Below are 19496 nucleotides of genomic sequence, written 5' to 3'. Positions count from 1 at the left end.
CTAGGCTACGAGGTGATTAAAACACCCCACATAGACTTTAACGACAGGCTAGGGGTTGCATCCGCAAGAGCCGCATACAGCCTTAGCCTAGGCTCAAGCGAGCCCCCTAACCCCTTGACAGATCTGCTTGCCACAAATCTGATCCTTATTATCGGAGCAGATCCGTGTTCATGCCACCCTGTGCTAATGAGGTACGTCTTTGATGCCAGAGAGCGAGATGCTAAGATCGTGACAATAGACCCGAGGAAGACCCAGACGGCTAGAATGGCAGATCTACACATACAGATCAAACCCGGTACCGATGTGGCGTTTCTAAACGGTGCCTTGAATCAGCTTATCATTAGCGGGTTGATCGACAGGGATTTTATAGTGGCGAGGACTAAGGGCTTTGATTCGGTGCAGGAGGCTGTATCTAAATATACCCCAGCCAGAGTAGCTGAAATCACGGGTGTAAAAGAAGAACAACTACGCGCCTTTGCAAGACTCTACGCACAATCCCCCACCGCTATGGTCATTCACTCAAGGGGGTTAGAGCAGCACCAAAAAGGCGTCTCTGCGGTGCTTGCCTGCATAAATCTCGCACTCGCAACGGGTAAAGTAGGGAAGAGAGGATGCGGCTTCCTACCCCTTATGGGGCACGTCAGCGGGGTAACAAGCTACCCTAACCCAAGCTCTTACGGATTAAAAGAGGGGTTTACAGTATATGAGATGATAGAGGCTGCATACCGTAGGGAAATAAGGGGGATGTACATACTGGCCTCAAACCCAGTAGTTTCTTTACCAGAAACTGGTTTTGTGGTGGATGCTCTGCAAAAGCTGGATCTACTTGTAGTACAAGACGTTTTTCTCACCGAGACAGCAAAGCTGGCACACGTCATCCTACCTGGCTCAACGCTTTATGAGAGCGAAGGCACAATAAATGCTGTAGATGGTAGGCGCGTGAAGCTAAAAAGAGCTTTTAATACACCTAAAGACGCCAAAGAAGACTGGAAGATCATCTGCCAACTAGCGAAGATCCTTGGCGCGAACCAAGGTTTCGAGTATGGCTCAGCGGAAGAGGTTCTTGACGAGTTAAGTTCCCACTCAAAGAAAACCATCATAAGGCGTGATATCGATGAGCAAGGCTTAGCGGTGGTTGGCGACCCCCTTGTATCCGATAAAATTGAGAAGAAGAGGCTTTATGGAGACAGCTTTGCACACGACGATGGTCTAGCCGCCTTCTATATGGTAGAGTACGCTGAGCCGGCTGAGCTTACTTCAACCGAGTACCCTCTACTTCTCATAACGTTCAAGACCCCTTACCACTTCTTGACCTCTTCAGAGACTGGAAGAATAGATTTCTTTAAACAGAAGTGCCCAAAGCCTTACTTAGAGATACACCCAGCGACCGCTGAGAAGCTAGGTATATCGCAAGGCGATAGAGTAGTTGTAAGAAGCAAAGCTGGTAAAGTGGAGGCTGTTGCTGAGGTGACCGACACAATAAGAGATGATTGTGTTGCGATGCCTATGCACTGGTTTAAAGAAGGATGGGTCAACCTAGTCGTCCCCAAGCACTTTGACCCCATATCAAAGATACCGAACTATAAGGCTATCCCTGTTTGTGTAGAAAGAAAGTGAGGTGTCTGCTTTGAAGATTCTCCGCATCGACAAGAGGCGTTGCATCGGCTGTATGGCGTGTGTACTGGCTTGCAAGCAGCTGAAGTCGCATAGGGGGTTGGAGCTCATCTTCGTGGAAGAAGTTAGTAAAGGTGAGTGGGCGCCTACGGTGTGTATGCACTGCCAGCAAGCACCCTGCGTTAATGTATGCCCAGCTGAAGCCATAATTAAACTACCTGATGGTGTGGTGAAGCGCGCTGATGAGTCAAGATGCATCGCCTGCCGCAACTGCTATCTTATCTGCCCGTTCGGTGTACCGAGGATAGATGAGCAGAGCAAGCTTATGGTGAAATGCGACCTCTGCCCAGAGCGGAGGGCTAAAGGGCTGCTACCATACTGCGCCGCTATCTGCCCAACAGGTGCAATACGATACGAAGAAAGCGTAGAGACGTCGATTGAGAGGAAGATAGAGACCGCACAACGCCTCCTCAGAGCTAGGCCTCTCACGTAGCCTGCGGCCTAGTGATGGAGGGCGCAGATCTATCGAGCTTCGAGTTGATGAGTCTCCTGCATTCAGGACAGTACTGAAGTAGCCAACCCTCTTGGAGTTCGCCGACTATTGACGTTAGTTCCTGCATTCTGGCTTCTGAAGCAAACCCCTTACCGCAGTTTATGCAAACCCTCTGCGGCTCCATAGGCTCGTATGAGAGGTAAAGGTTTGCTGATATCGCGATCCAGCGTATAAAGAAGTGGAAGAATTTCGTGAATGGGAAGATCGCTAGCGTAGTGTAGGCTGCGACCAGGTGTAGAATCTTGAAACACTCTAGCTCCCAAGCGGTCCACCCAGCGATCTGATAAAGCTCTTGTAATACTATGGCTGCTATGAGACCAGATATCAGGATAATCGCTATTAGGATTATGGGTAGTAGGTTGTATCTATCTAGCTCCTCTGGGGCCTCACTGCGATATACCCTTCTTATAGCAGCTATCATCACACCCGCTAAGATCACTCCTAAGAAGATGTAGTGGTAGATCCAAGTTCTAGGGTTTAATGCGCCTATAAACAATTCCCATTTAGAGTAGCCAAACATCAGTGGAAATGCGTGGAAGAAAACAAAGACAACGCCTCCGAGAAATATGAAAAAGTGCATAAGCCATCTTAGGGGATTCCTTCTGACAATAAAGAGCTGGAGAGCGATATTGGTGATGAGTGTACGGAAGAATTCCGTTACAACTCTATATCCTAACGGCGAAACTCTCCCTATCTTTTTTAGCATGTATGCGGTTGGTCTCCTCAGTGCCCACTTTACCCATATCTGATAGACGACTCCAACAATGAATATAGCGATAGCTGTCCAACGCGCTATCAAAACATAATTCATGTTGAGGAATTCAAGCAGCTGCTCGGCCAACACCTAGCAAAAACCATAAAAGGTTAAAAAGCTTTACTTTAGACGGCAGAGGTGGCATGGTCCTCCTCGAAGAGGTTGCTGCACCACCACTTCTTCTCTTTCACGTCCTATTCTTCGTGTTAGGCGCTGTCGTTTGGTTCACCGGGTTTGTGATGATGCTCACCGCATTCAAGCAGAAAAGGCTTCAAGCCTTAGCGCCTAAGGCGAATAGGGTCCTCTTCCTAGGCGGCTTATTACTTGCAGCTGGTTTTGTAGCTGGTAGTCTTCTCTACCCTGCTATGCGTGCAGAGGTGATAGGCGGTGCACTCGGTTTTCACGCAACGCAACCGTCCTTCTCGCTTCTCTTCGCAGTCAAGCAGTGGGTAGCAGCCATCGGAGCCCTTGCTGTGGTAGGCAGCATCGCATTCAACTCAGGGAGTAAAAAGGGAAGTTTAGTCGCACTTATCTTATGCATCGTTGTCATACTTACAATCGTTGTTGACACGATACTTGCTATAATCCTCACTACGTGGAGCGCTCTTTAAAATAGAAATGCTTAAGCTAATGTGGATAGTAGGAGAGTTCCGAGGTTCGTATAAAGTATAGATCAGACCTCCTCTGGCTTATTTGTAGACTCTCACCTTTGTGTCATTAAAGGGCTGCTGCCCCGAGATTGGGTCTGTGTAGTCCTCACCTAACGGGATCAATCTGTTCGCGTTTACACCCACCCCGTTAGCGTAGCGGTTGAAAGCCCAGTGGCCGAAGTGTGCAGGTAAGCCTACCACTCCAGGCTTGATGCCTTCAACCACTAAAGCTCTTACCCTCAGCTTCCCAGCTGAGGATTCGACCCAGACATCTTCACCGTCCTTTATGTTCCTCCTCTCTGCGTCGATGCTGCTGATGAGTAGTCCAGGTTTTTCGAGTCCAGGTACCCCAAGTCCATACAACTCCATAAGCCACGGGTTCTGAGCGGTTCTTGAGAGGGTATGCTCAACGAGCTTATAGGTTATTAGATGTAGATCAAAACTCGGGTCGCCATTGTATACAGATGGCTCTATATACACAGGTAGGGGTTGGTAGTACTGGTAGCTTTTCCACCACCTCAACCCGAAACGCTCTACTTCTCTTCTTAAAGCGTCTCCAGCCTCCTTTATCGTCTCTGAGTAGAGGTGCATCCTGTAGACTCTTCCCTTCTGCTTATATCTTACATACCTTTGGTGCGGCTTAAGCGCTTCTGCTTTCAAACCATGCCTTTTGAACCATTCAAGGTCGTATTCGTCCCCGTAGAGTGAGCGGCAGAGTCTATCTAAGATCTCTTCGTTAGTGTACTTTTCGTTTAGGCTAAGTTTATACTTGCCTCTTAGACCAAGACGGCGATTTAGGTGATCGTTGAAGCCACCCTCTCCATAGAGGAACCCTGCTCTTTCAGCCACATCTATTAGTATATCGACTACGTGTTTTGTGTTGTAGAGGGGCTCTACTACGGGCTGCCTAAGAGCGTGACCTGTGTGAGTAGGAGTATGGATGGGTACGAGGTCAAAACGCTCTAGGTAGGTTCGGTCAGGTAAGATCACATCAGCCATCTCAGCCGACTCGCTCATAAAGCAATCTACGGTGAATAAGAAGGGCACCTCTTTGAATGCTTCTATCTGCAGCTCCTCATTAGGTGTCTGCAGCAAGGGGTTCGCATAATAAATCATCATCGCCTCAACCCTGTATGGAAGTAGAAAGCGCTCAGGGTGAAGTATGCTGAGCGATACCTGCTGTCTTATCCCATAGTAAGCGAGCGGGTAGAAGCTGTCTTTAAGATCAATCCTCACAGGCGGAAACCTTACCTCATAAGGCGGGGTCTTTAACATGCCGCTCATATCATCTCCTTCTCCTACATTCATCATAGATAAACCACCCACTGCGTCGATGTTCCCCACCACCATGTTAAGTAGGAGGATCGCTCTCGAGTGGAGGACCCCGTGCTGATGTGCGCAAACACCTCTGTAGAATTCAGCGGCAACTGGTCTGTATGGTATCACATGCCCTTCCAGTACCACTGTACTGCCTATCTGCGCCCTTCTGCCGAACTCTTCAGCCAATTCGATTATCCTATCCGCAGGCACTCCTGTGAGCCGAGCCGCCTCCTCTGGTGTGTAGCGTTCAACGGTCTCACAGAGCAGCTGGAAAGCAGGCTTACACTCCTTACCATCAACAACGTAGCTCCCTGTGAGAGCGGGGTCAGCATCGCCGAAATCCCAAGGAACAGCTCTAGAGCTTCTGCTGTCCCATATAAGAGGCTTCCCTCCTCTTCTAAGAAAGTAGCCGGTACTAACATCTACAAGATATGGGCCGTTAGTTGCATTCTTGATGAAATCGTAATCGACGAGCCCCCTCTCGATCAAAACGTTTATCAAAGCTAATGCAAGCGCGGAGTCTGTACCCGGGTTTATTCGTATCCACTCGTCGGCAACCGCAGCGGAATTGGAGAGCCTCGGCTCGATTACAATGAGCTTCATGCCCCTCTCCCTAGCATCAGCGATGCGCCTCGCGTACCACAGGAAGAGGCTATTGGATTCAGCTGCAGCCCCGGTACCGAAGAGCAAGAGAAGGTTACAGTTATCCACATCCACTCTATGCCTTGGCGCACCCCACGTGAGGGCGTCAGCCACATCAAGAGCAGCCTCACCAAGGCTACCTCTGCCTACATCATTGACCGAACCGAAAGCTGACATGAAAGCTGCGGTGAACTCTGGAATCTGGTTTTCACCGTGCAGTAAAACAAAGGCATTGGGGTTCCTTCTCCTTATATCTCTCAGCTTTGATGCGACGAGCTCTATCGCTTCATCCCAGCTGATTTCGACCCACGCTGGGTCCTCTCCTCTCCCCTTCTTTGGGTTGGTCCTCTTAAGAGGTGCTTTGATACGATATGGGTCATAGAGGCTCATAATGCCGCAGTTTCCCTTCGGGCAGAGCCCACCTTCGTTGATCGGATGGTTAGGGTTGCCCTCGATCTTTACAAGCCTTCCGTTGACTCGCCTCGCTATGATACCGCAGCTCACCGTGCACATTAAATCTACTGAGGGTATCTTCACATCCTCTATTCTGTTGGAACTGGTTTTCTCCTCAGCGGAGGCTGCGAATAGTTGGCTTGAATCAAGGTTGGATAGCACGCTACCTAACGCTATAATGCTTCCCGTTCCTGCGACTATCTTGGCGAAATCTCTTCTCGTAATCTTTTCTTCGCCCATACTACTCCACCTCTACAATAGCTGGGGTAGGCATAGCCTTCATTTCCTCCTCTACCGGAAGGAACTTGATAACCAATGTGAAAAGAAGCGCAGCAACACCATATATACCTGTCATCACCGACCACTCAACCCACGATGGAGTATACGAGCCTAGCGGATACTCAGCCCACCCAAACCACTCGTGGGTGAATAGGGTGCCAGCCATCAAGAGATTCCACCTCTTCAACCATATGCCCACCAAGATCAGCAAAGAACTCGTGGCAAGTAGCTTAGTAGATCTTCTAAATCTTGGAAAAGCAAGAATTACGAAGGGTATAAGTGCGCCCACAATAATCTCAAACCAGAAGAGTGGCGCATTTGAGCCAGCAAGTAAGAAGGTGAGCGGTCTCATGTCGGTATGCTCGTGAGCATAGGCTACAGTAAGCACCTCTATCATTAGGAAGAAGATGTCTATTGGTATCATCATAAACAGGAGCCGTGCGAGATCTGATAATGTGTCTTGTTCGATCTTAAAGCCAGCGAACTTCTTAACAATTATGCAAACAAAGATGAGAAGCGCAACACCAGATACTAATGCCGAGGAAAGGAAGATGGGCGCCATCAGCGGGCTGAGCCAGAAGGGCCGTGACTTCATCAAGCCGAAGATCCAGCCAGTCACAGAGTGAACCGAAACAGCTAAGGGAAGGCCTACCAAAGATAGCACCTTCAAAGTGCGTTCATCTCTCTTTGTCGAGTACTCCGAAAGGTCATCGAAGCCTAGGGTCAACCAGCTTTTCTTCATCACCAGCCTCCTCCTCATCGAGAACCAAGCTTCGAGTACGAGTAGAAGTATGTAGAGGGTGAGTGTGAGAAGGACGTAGAAGAGAGGGGATCTAAGGTTAGGTGTTGGATAGGCGACGTGCAGCATTCTATCGGGTCTCCCCAAATCAGCTGCGATGAAGATGGGCGGGAGGAGGATTATGATGAGCGCTAGAAGCGTTGCAAGAGTGGAAATGGATTTATACCTCTCTACATTAAATATGTGCGCTGAGGCCGCTATAATGAAACCACCGGCACTTGCCCCTATTAAGAAGATGTAGTTTGTTACGTATAGGCCCCAGACTGCCCCACCCATCGATGGAACCTGTAGACCTGTCCACCAATGTCCCTCCAGCAAAGTTCTCGTAAACCCGTAAACTCCGATTAGTATGAGGAATATAAGGAATGATAACCAAGCAGCTAACTTTCTTGTTAATTTCACTCCCCATATTTCAGGCGTCATAACAAATCACCTAAAACAAGTAGTAAACGGAAGGCTCGTTTCCAAGGTCCTCTAACGCCCTCTGCCACCTTCTTTTAGCCAACAACCTAGAAACATTGCTGTTAGGGTCATCAAGATCGCCGAAATGTAAAGCCTTCACTGGACACGTAATAACACAGGCTGGTGTCGCCTCCCTATCCACGCCGGGTTTAAGACCTCTTTTTACACCGAACCAAATGCGGTGGCTACAAAAGGTACATTTTTCCACTACGCCAACAAAACGGTATTGTAGAGTAGGGATATCTCTTCTAGCAACATCAGGATTAAGATTCGGTGGGATAGCGTCCCCAACATACTCCTTAACTGCACCCCTACCATAAAGATCCATCCCTTCGCTCTCCCAGTCAAAGTATTGATTCTTCTTTGGCTCCTTCCAGTTAAAAGAGTTCACATTATATGGGCAGGCGACTACACAGTATCTGCAACCAATACATTTTGAGTAGTTGGTAAGGACAATACCATCAGCTTCGTTCTTGTGCCTAGCCTGTGTTGGACACGCTTCTGCACAAGAAGGGAAACGGCAGTGCATACAGGGCCTAGGCAGAAATCTCCTCGTCACATTGGGGTACTTCCCCACTTCTCTTCTAAACACATACATCCAAAACATGCCGCCGCCCGTGTTGTTTTCAGCTTTGCAAGCAGCCATGCATGCTCTGCACCCGATACACCTTCTTAGATCTATAACCATCGCCCAATGAACCAACGAGCCCCACTAAATGTTGCTTATGCAGATTCTTTATAAAAGGTTTAAATAAAATTGTAAGCAGAAGACGCCTACCTATCGGGTGGAGGCGTCTCTCTAAAGGGTAGGAATTTCGCCATTAACAGCTCATCTGCGTAGGTGTTGCCGATTTTAAACTGCATCTTCCTAATTCCCTCGATTATAAATCCAAATTTTCTGTATAGCGCGATAGCGGCATCATTGGTTGAGAAGACGCTGAGCCAGACCTTCTCTACCCCACTCTTCTCTGCGCGGCTAAGCATCTCATCCATGAGGGCTTTACCTACGCCTAGCCCTCTGAACGCTTTTGTGACTGCAAGACCGAGTTCTGCGGTGTGGCTGTTCTTCTTAAACACGCCGACCTTTACTTCTCCTACACCAACCACCTTGCCGTCTACCTCGGCTACCAGTATCAAGGTTTTACCAGTTGATTTGGCTGTAAGGATGTGGCGTATCTCTGATCTTAAATCATACTCTCCTTTATCCAATAAGATGAGGTTTTCTTCCGCTGCCACCTCTTTTACTACACTTAATATCGCTTCCGCATCCTCCAGCCGTGCCTCCCTTATGATGAGAGAGCGACCATCCTTAAGTTTGTGCTCCAACTTAGGTGGAATAAAGATTCCTTAAACATTAAAGTTTACTACTATCAATATGAAGCAGCATCAACAGCGGGGTAAGGAAGGATAGAGATGTTTAAATCTTATTTAACCCCAAGTAGATGATAGATCAGCTTGTGGTTAAAGATTAAGCGGATAGGTGTAGCAAAGCCGATAACGTTTGACGAAGAGGGGGAGGCTGCGATCGAGATATTTGAGGACGCCCATACGGTAGTCGATGCATTTAAAGGTTATTCGCATCTAATCATCGTAACCCATTCTAATAGCGATGAGGGGACCAAGACCCGCGTTGCCAGAGTTCTCAACTACGGGAATAAGGTGATTAATGTTAAGATGTGTTTGAAAGAAAGCGTAGATGTTATACACATACAGCCATATGATGCGTTCAAAGACTGCGTATATGGTGCACTTCTCCCACAAAGATTACTAAATATGCCGAAGAGTGAGGCGCTTAAAGCTATGCTCAAGGCTGGTGAAAGCTTCCACGGCGAGTTGTGTGCCGGAGTAGCAATAGGTGTCAGAATGCTCTATCGAGCCTCGGTCGAGCTAGGGTGTGAACCAAGGGATAAAGAGCTTAAGGCTGTCGTTGCTGTAAAAGCCTGTGTCGCTGATGGCATTCAAGCCGCGATGGGTGCTACTAACAAAAGGTTCCGCGCTTTAGAGAAGATCGACGGTACTGCAACCTTTACCTATAGAGGTAAAGCGGTTAGAGTAAGGCTCTCAGACTCAAGGAGATTCCGCGACGCCAAGGAGGTTCTTTTGGCAAACGAAGAAGATATTATAGGCGAGGTTATGGTTCTTCCTTCTTCTGAACCAAAGCCTTGATTCTGTTAACAAGCTCCTCACCATTCAATTTCAGATTGATTATAGGTGGGCTTTGATCTGTTAGCCGACTTACACTTTCACCTATAACTCCGGTAGCGGCTAAAATAGGAGGCTCGGTACCTATGAGAAGTCCATTTAAGTCCTCAGCATCTTTGGCTGTCAAGATCTTGTATACATCCGCTCTCTTCGCTACAAGGGAGTGAAACCCTTCTATGAATATGAAATCTAAATCTTCACCCTTCAAGCACTCTAGGATGCTATCTAAATTGCTGTAGTACATCTTGGATCTTTTGATCAAAGCCAACTCGTCTGGTGAAGCGCTTAAAACGACCTTAGCACCCGCTTTAGCAAACCGCCACGTATCCTTACCGGTGGTGTCTATCGTTATGCCCTCCTCGTGTATATGTTTCACAGCACCGATTTTAAAGCCCATCCCAGCGAGTCTTGAAATTAGGTACTCCATCACCCAAGTTTTACCAGACTTCTTACGACCAACAATTGCAACTACAACAACCAACTTGACGCCCACCATCTTAAGCCTATCCACGTACCCTTCTAAACCTTACGCAGCAGAGCGCCCTCTCTCTACTTCCCAGTTGCTTTAAGACTACGGTTAGTCGTCAACAAGACTTTTCTCAGCTATAATACCATCTGGTCTATTGTTCAGCACAAATATGAGGATAGTAACAAGGCGAAGGTATTTGAGCCGAGCCATGTACGATAACCACTTGTCTAATCAAATGTCGGCACCGCTCGACGTTTGCTAAGCAGGAAGATGTCCAACTGTTAATTTGACCATATGACCGATAAGGTAATATACTTATTATCCAAGAGGTTATGTTAGGGGAAGTTGAGTATAAAGTATCTGGATCAGGAGAAGCGAAGGGAATTCCTCGCATACCTTAGGAAGGAGTCCATCGATCTTCCTGACTATGAGGTTGTTGACGTGCCTAAGCCAAAGCTCTACAAAGAGTTCTTTCCTTGGGATAAACCGCCGCTAACAGTCTTCGACGGCGTACTCCTCCCACTCAAGACACCTGAGAAGATCTGGATAACTGACACGACCTTCAGGGATGGGCAGCAAGCACGTGAACCATATACTGTCAAGCAGATCGTGGATCTCTACACCTTACTTCACGAGCTAGGCGGCCCAGAGGGAAAGATCCTACAATCGGAGTTCTTTCTATATTCCAAGAAGGATAGAGAAGCTGTTGAGGCTTGTAGAAACCTCGGCTACGAATATCCGATCATAGCTGGTTGGATGAGACCAACCTATGAAGATCTGAAGCTCGTAAAGGAGAGTAAGGTTGAGGAGTGCGGCATGGTTACGCCTGTCAGTGACTACCACATCTTCTATAAGTTCCCTGGGCTAGGTCGTGAGAGGGTGATTTCAAAGTATCTTGAGGTGGCTGAGGAGACTTTTAGGCTTGGTATAGTGCCTCGTGTGCACCTAGAAGACTCCACGAGGGCAGACATATTTGGAGTAGTGGTTCCGTTTATCAAGAAGCTTACGAAGCTTTCACGCAAATACGGGCTTCCGTTTAAAGTAAGGGTCTGTGATACTCTAGGTATAGGACTACCTTGGGACGCTGGAGCCCTGCCGAGGAGTGTTCCGAAGCTCATCTGGGTCATAAACAACCTCTGTGATGTCCCATCGGAGCAGTTGGAGTTCCACGGGCATAACGACTTTCATATGGGTGTTGCAAACTCTGTTTCCGCTTGGCTCTACGGTGCATCATTAGTCAACTGCACCCTACTTGGGATAGGTGAGAGGGCTGGAAATGTGCCGCTAGAGGCGATGGTCTTCATGTATGCGACCATCAAAGGTGACTTGGATGGTATGGATACTAGGGTGATAACGAAGATCGCCCAATATTATGAGGAAGAAGTAGGCTACAGCATCCCACCCTACTACCCTATTGTAGGTGAAAACTTCAACATTACCTGGGCTGGCATACATGCTGATGGTCTTCTCAAAAACATAGAGATGTACCTACCGTTTGACACAGAGAAGCTTCTAGATCGACCGCCTGGTGTGGCTGTCTCAGAATACTCTGGTCTTGCTGGTGTAGTCTTCTGGATAAACCACTACTTTAGGCTCACAGGTGATAACAAGGTTACTAAATCGACGCCTGGTGTGGTTGAGATCCATAATGAGATCAAGGCGATGTATGATGAGGGCAGGCTTACCAGAATTGGGAACGATGAAATGCTTGCGCTGGTTAAGAAGTATATGCCTTGGCTGCTCGAAAAGGCTAACAACAGAGTTAAAGCTAAGACGAAATAAAGATCATTTCAACCCAAGCGCCTAGCAGAAGAAGAGCAGCTATAGCGATTAGTGTGTAAGCGAGGTTGCGTAACTCATATCTTAGAATCTTGGACTTAATCGCCCAGATCAGATAGAGGTTCTGGGTTATGGAGGCTGCGTAGGCTGCAAACTCAAGCCAGAAGAATGGTAAGATAGTAGTGGTTAAGAAGAGTGTAACGCCGGAGATATTATTTACTACGCCAGATGCTGAGAAGACTAGTCCTGTGTTGTAGAGCACGTATGGTGCTAGGATAAGCCCTAACCCTGGGATGAGCATGAGGAGCACTACTCTTATGTTGTTGCTGAAGATATCTATGATGCTTGGTGTGGCTGGCACGGTCTTTCTCACATCTTCTAATATCTTATCTGCTTCGCTTCTATCTACGGTTGTCGCTGAGCCGAGTGCTGTGAACCCTATTAGGATGAGAAAGACGATTAGGTAGATGCGTCGTCGAGTCAACGTGGGCAGAAGGCTATATGGTTTATTGTTAGATAAACTTACCTAAATCTGCAGCATCTTCATGAGCAGTCTGCCGTTTTCTAGCATCCCGAGGTCGTTGTTGAGGTAGATGTAAGCCATCTTAGCGTTTGCTTCCTTTATCCTCTTTACGATCTCCTCTAGCTCCTCTCTACTATACACGTAGGCATACCACTCCTCTCTTCCGTGTAGCCTAAGGTAGATCAGGTCGTTTAGGGTGATTATGTCTCTTGGTAGGTCTGGTGCGTCTACTGAGCAGAAAGAGACCCCAGAGGTCTTGAGGTCGTCTTTTCTACGCCACCAGCTCCGCTCTCTGAATTCGACGACTGCCCTCTCCCCTAGGTTTAGGCTTGTGAAGAAGTGTGTTAGTTTGGTTATGTTTCTTTCGTTTGGTTTGAAGTTTGAGGGCATCTGGAAGAGCCAGAACGCTATTCTATCCCCGATGGGCTTGAACGGCTCCTCAAATCTGCTCCACAGTCTGAGGGCTTTCTCTGAAAGTTTGGTGTAGTGGGTTATCGAGCGGTGCACCTTTATGGAGAAGTCGAAGTCTCTCGGCGCTTTAACCCACGCTTTCACCCAACTCGGTGAGGGGAATCGGTAGAAGCTAGCGTTAATCTCAACGGTATTGAAGCCTTGCTTAAGATACCACTCAAAGGGTGTCGGCACACCCGGGTTCCAGAAGTAGCTGTAGCCGGATGTGCCAACCCTAAACCTACCCATTCCCCTTATGCAAAAGATTCCGAAGCCTATAATCTTTTAGCAGCGCAGAATAACTCTAAGGTTTGGCGCCGCGGGGGGGATTTGAACCCCCGAGACCCTTGCGGGTCACAGGCTCGCTGGCTACCTAGGCTCCAGGCCTGCGCCCTACCGAGCTGGGGCATCTAATGTCTCCCCCTTGTTGTCTAGGCGACCGCGGCGCCACGTTAACTAATGGTTTAGATTAGGTTAAAGATTTTGCTCACATCTACGCTTTATGGTTTGAGATTGGTTGGGGTAATGGTTTAAAGGAGGGTTCGGGTAGTGTTTTGTGGAGCGGGATTGGTCTAGTGGTTAGGATGCCAGCCTCCCAAGCTGGTGGTCCCGGGTTCGAATCCCGGATCCCGCACCAAGCCTTTGTGTGGTTGAGATGTTGGGGGTATTTTTGTGTGTAGTAATAACCCTTATAAGGTGAGTTGATCAATTAGATGGGGTATCATTTATGCGTAGTAGATGTGTAGAAACAGGGGAAGATGTAGGAAGATGCGCGTATTGGGGAGGGTGAAGGATTCAGTTGGGGTTTGAATCTTCTGGGAGGGCTTTTGAGAGTAGGCTTAACGTGCTTCTTGCTCGTCTGTTGAGTAGTGAGCTACGCTTTAGAGCTGTGAGTGAGCATCTATCAGGTAGGGGTAGGCCTGATGTCGTGGTGTGGGTAAATGGTGTGAAGGTGGTTTTAGAGGGTTCTTATTCGCGGGTGGACGCAGAGAATGATGTGAAGCGTAGAATTGAAGAAGAATTTGGAGATTTGGGTGTGGCGATTTACTATAAGGAAAGTTTTCCCTCGAACCTTACGGAGTTAGAGCTCGAAGAGAGATTGAAGAGCTCCGTCTTTGAGGTTAGGTTGATAGCCCCGGCAGATATCTCAGCGGTGTTGCTCGCTTATTTAACCAGTAAAAAAGTTGAGTCTAGATGGGTTACTGGTTGGATGGAAGCAAGGATTACAGATCTGACCTCCATATTGAATGAAGCTGTACAGTTCATAATAAGTGAGGAAGATTTTACACGCGTAATCGGCGAGATTGAGCAGAAAATCAACGAGTTTGTTGAAAGTTTGAGTAGCGTTGACCAAGGAAAACAGATAGCTAGAAACCTTTACGAGATATTTTATAAGCTGTATGGGCTTTCCGTCGGTAATTATGCGGATATAGGGGAGTTGATTTACGCTAAGGCTGCGCTAACAGTACTGCTTAGCACAACATTCTACGAGTCTATACACGCTCAGCTAGGGCTAAGCAGTATAAGTAGTCTGTGTAGTCAGTACGGTTTCAAACTTGGGTTAAGGAGGGCTTTCGAGGAGATGTCGAAAAAAGTCGATTACGAACCAGTCTATAACTTAGCTATTCAAGTCGTTGATGCCTTGCCGCCAGACATAACCCTAGCCCTCAAGAAGATTGTTGAGCTCGCAGAGACATGTGCCTCCAAAAGAACCCTTCTTAAAAAGGACTTCTCCGGTAAGATTTATCATAGGGTTGTTGGGGATTGGGCTGTAAGGAAGGGCTTCGCAACATACTTTACCACGGTTCCAGCTGCCTACCTCCTCGCTTACCTTACTGTCTTTACAAGAACTGGCATCTTTGAAGAGTTTAAGGATTCGATTGTAGTTGGAGACCTTACGTGTGGGAGCGGAACATTATTGACGGCAGCATATAACGCATTAAAGGATCTATACATATATTCGAGGTTTAGAAGAGGTGAAGTAGATCTCAAAGGTTTCCATAAGTCGATGCTTGAGGAAGGCATTTGGGGTATTGACACCTTAAGGTATGCTGTTCAGATAGCTTCTACAAACCTTGCGCTGCAAGATTCAACAACAAAAGTAAGCCACATGAATACCTACACTATACCTTTGGGGAAAGAGAATAGTAAAGTAACGTTAGGCTCTCTGGAGTTCGTGAAAGGTAGAAGAATACCATCGATAGCTATGTGGTTTGAGGGGGCTTCTCAAAAGTTTGCAGAGGGGGCTGAAGCAGCATCCATAACTGAGGCTGAGAAAGTGCCGGAGGAGATACCTGAATTCGACCTTCTAATCATGAACCCACCCTTCACAAGAGCCACGGGTAGAGGGGGAGGGAGAGGGGAGGTCTCTTCGGCTTCATAGTGGATGGAGCGGTGAGAAAAGATGTTCTAGATAAATATAGTGATGTGAGAGAGATAATACAGCGAAACCTTCGAGCGTTGACATATCCGGAAGAGAGACTAACAACCTTAAGTGGCTTCAAGGAGTTAAATGAGCAATACGCCGTTATACCCAAGCTTGATGTTGAGGAAGTATATAATATAGGTCAGGCTGGTGAGGGTCTTCTCTTCCTCTACCTCGCTTCCAAACTGATTAGGGATGGTGGTAAGATAGCCTTCGTACTACCCAAATCGTTTTTGACTGGTGTAAGCTGGTTCTTAGCACGCAACCTACTGTTGAGAAAGTTACATCTTGAGCATATAGTAGTGAGCTATGATGCGGAAAACGGCTACAACTTCTCTGAATCGACAAGCTTAAGCGAGGCGCTTGTAGTTGCGAGGCGGAGAGAACCACATGAGGAAGATGAGGAGGCCACCATTACGATCTTACTTAGAAAGCCATCGACGTCTTTGGAGGCTAGGGCCTTAGCGTTCAAGATACTTGCAACAAAAGATGGTGGTTACCTTGAGGTTAATGGGTCTAGAGCCTACGCTTATAGGGTTTCGAGGAAGAAGTTTGCTGAAAGGATATTTAACTGGGGGAGCCTTCTAGCCTTCCCAGAACCAAAGCTGACGCAAATAGCAAGCGATGTATTAGACGGAATAATATTCAACACAAATCTTCCGATGGCAAGGCTGGGCGAAATAGCAACAATAGGTATCGACAGACACCAATTCCACGACGCCTTCCAAAGAGTACCTCAAGGAACCCCAGGCTCTTATCCAGCTGTTTACGGAGGTGAAGAGGAAATAAGGTCACGAATGCTAACAGAACCTAACACCAGAATAATGTCACGAGAAGCGAGGTCGAAGGATGGGGAAGTAAGAAGACCAGGAGAGAGACTATTTAATGAATTTATTTTCAAGCACACTCCTTGTCCCAGACAGAATTTGGGTTGACACCGCTCATGTTATAGCTATATGCGCCGCTGAACAGGTTCTCTCGAATATCTTCTATGCGCTTAGACTCAAAAACGGCAAAGATGAGGATAGGGTGAAGGCTCTATGTCTATGGCTGAATACGACTTGGGGGATACTCTCACTCTTAGCGAATAGATCAGAGACTAGAGGGCGTTGGATTGATCTTAAGATGACCCACTGGAGACTCCAGCCGATATTAGATGTTACAAGACTTGATGAAGAGAAAGTCAGAGGGCTTGCTTCAGTTTTCGACAAATATTGCAGAGAGGAGCTGCGTAGGCTACCAGAGCAGTTCAAACCAAACGATACAGACCCTATTAGAGAAGGCATCGACAAAGACTTCCTACAAGTTATGGAAGTTAAGTTCAGCGACAAAGAACTCAACGATCTATATAGTTTGGTCAACCAAAATCTCAGCACGTGGACTGGGGAAAGCTTGATCGAATGATGATAGAAGAACTGTACCTGAAGTGGCGCCGGGAGGGGGATTTGAACCCCCGAGACCCTTGCGGGTCACAGACTTAGCAGGCCTGCGCCCTACCAGGCTGGGGAGATTTCTCCCCCTGTTTAGTCTAGGCGATCCCGGCTAATTCTTCCCTTGCATAAAGCGTAAGATAAAGTTTATCCACACTCTAACTTTCATAATCCCAGGACACAACCTTTTCAGGCTTAATCTTTATGATTGCTGACTCGCCCTCCTCTATTGGCGCAGTAGCCTCGTACTGATGATACTTCTCATAAAGTAGCTTCTTCGCCTCCTCAAACTCCTTACCCCTTTCAATAACCTCAGCCCTCCCCTGTATCATAACACCCTTCAGCTTAGACCAATCCTCAACATAGAAGTCGACGACAAACGCAACACTACTATTCCTCCTCACATTCTTAACCTTCTTAGAATCTAGGCTCGTGCCTATGAAGATATCTTTACCATCGTAAGCGTAGCACACAGGCACCAGATGAATTCTACCTTGATCTCCATGCGTAGCTAACCTAGCCACACGTTCCTCCCTCAATAGCTTCTGCCAACGCTCCTCTCGCATAAATTACACAACACCCAGCAATTTAGATAAATGTTGTGTTTGAGGCTCGATTTACCACTATTAAGGTTAATAAGAGTTGCCAGCCAAATTATTAGTATAAGGTGGGGATCGCTGCCTATAAGCGAGCGCGTATACAGAGCGTTAGAAGGACTCGGCTTAACCGAATACGAAATAAGAGCCTACACAACACTAGTAGAGTACGGCGAGCAGACCGCAGCCGAGCTAAGCAGAAAATCAGCTGTACCGTACTCAAAGATCTACGAGGTACTCAACAGCTTGGAGGAGAAGGGTTGGGTAGCCTCTGACCGCTCAAGACCGAGCAGATTCTACCCCAAGCACCCAGCAACCTGCATAGAGATCACAAAGATGAGGCTAGAGAAGGAGATGGCTGAAAACGAGCGGAGAATCCTAGAGGAACTCACACCAATCTACGAGCAAAGAGGCGTAAGAGAGATGCCTGAAATCTGGATCATAAGAGGCGAACACAACATCCTAAGCAAGATCAAAGAAACAATATCTTCATGCGAAAAAGAGCTACTGGTAGCCATACCAACCCTCTCCACAAGACTAGCCAACCTACTCACACCTACCTTCACAAAACTAACCCAAAAGGTTAAGGTTCGCATACTACTCACAACCAACATCGACCGAAGCATAATCACTGCCCTAGCAAGACTAGGTGAAGTAAGACTTAGGGATCAGATGTTCGGCGGAGGAGTGATTGCAGACACCAACCAAGTCATCCTCGTGCTAGGTGGAGGCTCTGAAAACGAATCCCAACTCGCCATCTGGTCAGCCCATACTAGCCTAGCGAAGTTCGCAAAGAACTACTTCGACTACCTATGGTCAGACTCTTATACACCTAAAGATCTAGAAGCTAAGAGGTGAAAGCTCAGTGACCTGCAAGCATACGCCCGTCTACGCTGGGGCTGTTAACCTCATGCACAACGGAGACGTTATAGGTGTGGTTGATGTGTGGGTATGCAGCACATGCAAGGAACTATTTTGCGAAGAGAAGCGCTGGGGTTCAACCGAAGTTTCGAGCAAGCTAGGCTTCGTAGAAGCTGAGCGCGGCTCAAAGTGGGCAGTCCTCATCTGCAGAAGCGGAAAGAGCGTTGAGTGGTCCTTGATAACTGTGTCTGCTGGAGATCGGCTAGACCACAGATGCCCATCCTCAGAAGACGCTACCCTAAGAGTCAACGCAGATTTTGAAATCGAAACGAACGAATCTTTAAAGAATAAGCACCTTCTTTACCTAATAGAGCGGCACATCAACAGGACCATCGAAGTTTAGGCTCAGATCTTCAGTACTTTAAGGTTACAAGCGCTCTCCACCGATCCTAAACCTCAGCATAACATCGTCCTCAAGACCGTGAAATAAAGGCTACAAATACCAGCCCACTACACATGTAGCTCAATCCGATAATCTTTATCCTACCACTTCTACCTCCCTTACCATCATTCTTCAACAAGTCGATAAGAGTTGGTAAGAATATGGCAGTAACTGAGAAAAGAGCGGTATAGCGTAATAGACCGAATAAAGTCAGCAAAATACATTCTGAAATTAGGACAGATAAGCCCACAAGAAGCGGTAGGTCAAATCGTCTCGTATCTGATACTACATTTCTAACCCTCACTCTGGCTGATAAAGTGGCTGCAATTGTATACGAGAGGAGTAGAAACCAGATCGCTAACTCTCTGCTACCTACAACCCCTGCCAAAATGTAGTGGTTAAGCGGCATAAACAGTGTTAAACTCGCCGAACCTACGACTAATGCCAACACGTTATTCCTCATATATCTGCCTAGCTTCAGAGCTTTAATGGATAGAGCTGCTGCAAAATATATTGCAGCCGATGTTGCTACAGCTAGGAATAAGCCTAGCGCGCTTAGGGGCTTCTCTGGTGTGAGGAAGCCTGCTAAAGTGGAGTAAAGCCATATCGCAGTCGCCCCGTGCTCAGCAGGAAGAAGGCGCCTTAATCTCGAGCCAATCAACTGCTTTCCGTTAAGATAGTGCTATCTTTTGGCACAATATCTTTTTACCCTAACTCTTATGGTAGGTTGTTAAATAGCTTAACCGCTGCACAGAAGACTATCCTCTAAAAGGTGCTATAGGTTGAGGAGGTG

General features: G+C 47.3%; 20 protein-coding genes and 3 tRNA genes. 11 read left to right on the top strand and 12 right to left on the bottom strand.

Annotated features, from left to right (window positions below; genetic code table 11):
• Together HA494_01330 and HA494_01325 are read left to right on the top strand one after the other, a co-directional pair.
• Nucleotides 1–1617: molybdopterin-dependent oxidoreductase (locus HA494_01330; protein NHV96421.1), on the top strand; the 1617-nt coding region annotated here is incomplete at its 5' end.
• A gap of 10 nt (nt 1618–1627) precedes the next feature.
• Nucleotides 1628–2107, top strand: coding sequence for a 4Fe-4S binding protein (locus tag HA494_01325; GenBank protein ID NHV96420.1), 480 nt, complete (start codon nt 1628–1630; stop codon nt 2105–2107).
• On the opposite strand, the gene HA494_01320 is transcribed toward HA494_01325, so the two are convergent.
• The gene (locus HA494_01320) at nt 2100–3008 is read right to left on the bottom strand and encodes a hypothetical protein (protein NHV96419.1); all 909 of its coding nucleotides are present in this window, start codon (nt 3006–3008) and stop codon (nt 2100–2102) included. The genes HA494_01325 and HA494_01320 overlap by 8 nt on opposite strands.
• 56 nt (nt 3009–3064) lie before the next feature.
• Between HA494_01320 and HA494_01315 the strand changes: the two genes are divergently transcribed.
• Nucleotides 3065–3532 carry a hypothetical protein gene (locus HA494_01315; GenBank protein NHV96418.1) on the top strand — a complete coding sequence of 156 codons (468 nt, stop codon included), beginning with the start codon at nt 3065–3067 and terminating at the stop codon, nt 3530–3532.
• A 78-nt stretch (nt 3533–3610) separates the two neighbouring features.
• Here the strand turns inward: HA494_01315 and HA494_01310 are convergent, their stop codons facing one another.
• The 4 genes from HA494_01310 to HA494_01295 all read right to left on the bottom strand — a co-directional run bounded on the left by HA494_01310 (nt 3611) and on the right by HA494_01295 (nt 8852).
• Complete coding sequence (locus HA494_01310; GenBank protein NHV96417.1) at nt 3611–6226, bottom strand: molybdopterin-dependent oxidoreductase; 2616 nt, start codon at nt 6224–6226, stop codon at nt 3611–3613.
• A 1-nt stretch (nt 6227) separates the two neighbouring features.
• A complete protein-coding gene (gene nrfD, locus HA494_01305; GenBank protein ID NHV96416.1) occupies nt 6228–7487 on the bottom strand; it encodes a polysulfide reductase NrfD in 1260 nt (419 codons plus the stop codon).
• A 10-nt stretch (nt 7488–7497) separates the two neighbouring features.
• On the bottom strand, nt 7498–8214 hold the full coding sequence (locus HA494_01300; protein NHV96415.1) for a 4Fe-4S dicluster domain-containing protein: 717 nt from the start codon (nt 8212–8214) through the stop codon (nt 7498–7500).
• Between the two features lie 86 nt (nt 8215–8300).
• The gene (locus HA494_01295; GenBank protein ID NHV96414.1) at nt 8301–8852 is read right to left on the bottom strand and encodes a GNAT family N-acetyltransferase; all 552 of its coding nucleotides are present in this window, start codon (nt 8850–8852) and stop codon (nt 8301–8303) included.
• A gap of 129 nt (nt 8853–8981) precedes the next feature.
• Between HA494_01295 and HA494_01290 the strand changes: the two genes are divergently transcribed.
• Nucleotides 8982–9692 carry a hypothetical protein gene (locus HA494_01290; GenBank protein ID NHV96413.1) on the top strand — a complete coding sequence of 237 codons (711 nt, stop codon included), beginning with the start codon at nt 8982–8984 and terminating at the stop codon, nt 9690–9692.
• Here HA494_01290 and mobB read toward each other — a convergent pair.
• Nucleotides 9658–10221: a molybdopterin-guanine dinucleotide biosynthesis protein B gene (mobB, locus tag HA494_01285; GenBank protein ID NHV96412.1), complete on the bottom strand. Its 564-nt coding sequence runs from the start codon at nt 10219–10221 to the stop codon at nt 9658–9660. The two genes, HA494_01290 and mobB, sit on opposite strands and share 35 nt — an antisense overlap.
• 327 nt (nt 10222–10548) lie before the next feature.
• On the opposite strand from mobB, the gene HA494_01280 reads away from it, so the two are divergent.
• A complete protein-coding gene (locus tag HA494_01280) occupies nt 10549–11979 on the top strand; it encodes a 2-isopropylmalate synthase (GenBank protein NHV96411.1) in 1431 nt (476 codons plus the stop codon).
• Here the strand turns inward: HA494_01280 and HA494_01275 are convergent.
• The 3 genes from HA494_01275 to HA494_01265 form a co-directional block, all read right to left on the bottom strand.
• Complete coding sequence (locus tag HA494_01275; protein ID NHV96410.1) at nt 11966–12460, bottom strand: stage II sporulation protein M; 495 nt, start codon at nt 12458–12460, stop codon at nt 11966–11968. The genes HA494_01280 and HA494_01275 overlap by 14 nt on opposite strands.
• A 42-nt stretch (nt 12461–12502) precedes the next feature.
• The gene (locus HA494_01270; protein NHV96409.1) at nt 12503–13198 is read right to left on the bottom strand and encodes a DUF72 domain-containing protein; all 696 of its coding nucleotides are present in this window, start codon (nt 13196–13198) and stop codon (nt 12503–12505) included.
• Nucleotides 13199–13261: 63 nt separating this feature from the next.
• Nucleotides 13262–13395, bottom strand: a tRNA-Ser gene (locus HA494_01265).
• Between the two features lie 115 nt (nt 13396–13510).
• Here HA494_01265 and HA494_01260 point away from each other — a divergent pair.
• From HA494_01260 to HA494_01245, 4 genes are all read left to right on the top strand, one after another.
• Nucleotides 13511–13586, top strand: a tRNA-Gly gene (locus HA494_01260).
• A gap of 162 nt (nt 13587–13748) precedes the next feature.
• Nucleotides 13749–15332 (top strand): N-6 DNA methylase, encoded by a 1584-nt coding sequence (locus HA494_01255; GenBank protein ID NHV96408.1) that lies wholly within the window; start codon nt 13749–13751, stop codon nt 15330–15332.
• A gap of 11 nt (nt 15333–15343) precedes the next feature.
• Nucleotides 15344–16309: a hypothetical protein gene (locus HA494_01250; GenBank protein NHV96407.1), complete on the top strand. Its 966-nt coding sequence runs from the start codon at nt 15344–15346 to the stop codon at nt 16307–16309.
• Entirely contained in the window at nt 16260–16778 is a 519-nt protein-coding gene (locus HA494_01245; GenBank protein ID NHV96406.1) for a hypothetical protein, read from the top strand. Before HA494_01250 ends, HA494_01245 begins: the two co-directional genes overlap by 50 nt.
• 23 nt (nt 16779–16801) lie before the next feature.
• Here the strand turns inward: HA494_01245 and HA494_01240 are convergent.
• Nucleotides 16802–16917 (bottom strand) — tRNA-Ser (locus HA494_01240).
• Between the two features lie 45 nt (nt 16918–16962).
• Complete coding sequence (locus HA494_01235; GenBank protein NHV96405.1) at nt 16963–17370, bottom strand: pyridoxamine 5'-phosphate oxidase family protein; 408 nt, start codon at nt 17368–17370, stop codon at nt 16963–16965.
• A 39-nt stretch (nt 17371–17409) separates the two neighbouring features.
• Here HA494_01235 and HA494_01230 point away from each other — a divergent pair, with 39 nt between their 5' ends.
• On the top strand, nt 17410–18258 hold the full coding sequence (locus HA494_01230) for a TrmB family transcriptional regulator (GenBank protein ID NHV96404.1): 849 nt from the start codon (nt 17410–17412) through the stop codon (nt 18256–18258).
• A 7-nt stretch (nt 18259–18265) separates the two neighbouring features.
• Nucleotides 18266–18664, top strand: coding sequence for a hypothetical protein (locus tag HA494_01225; GenBank protein NHV96403.1), 399 nt, complete (start codon nt 18266–18268; stop codon nt 18662–18664).
• Nucleotides 18665–18734: 70 nt separating this feature from the next.
• Here HA494_01225 and HA494_01220 read toward each other — a convergent pair whose 3' ends face one another.
• Nucleotides 18735–19364: a hypothetical protein gene (locus HA494_01220; GenBank protein NHV96402.1), complete on the bottom strand. Its 630-nt coding sequence runs from the start codon at nt 19362–19364 to the stop codon at nt 18735–18737.
• Nucleotides 19365–19496: the final 132 nt, after the last annotated feature.

This window comes from Nitrososphaerota archaeon (assembly GCA_011605775.1).
Classification (GTDB): Archaea; Thermoproteota; Nitrososphaeria; order Nitrososphaerales; family JAAOZN01; genus JAAOZN01.
The sequence above is the reverse complement of the archived record's forward strand: the minus strand, read 5'-3'. Positions and strand labels throughout refer to the sequence as shown.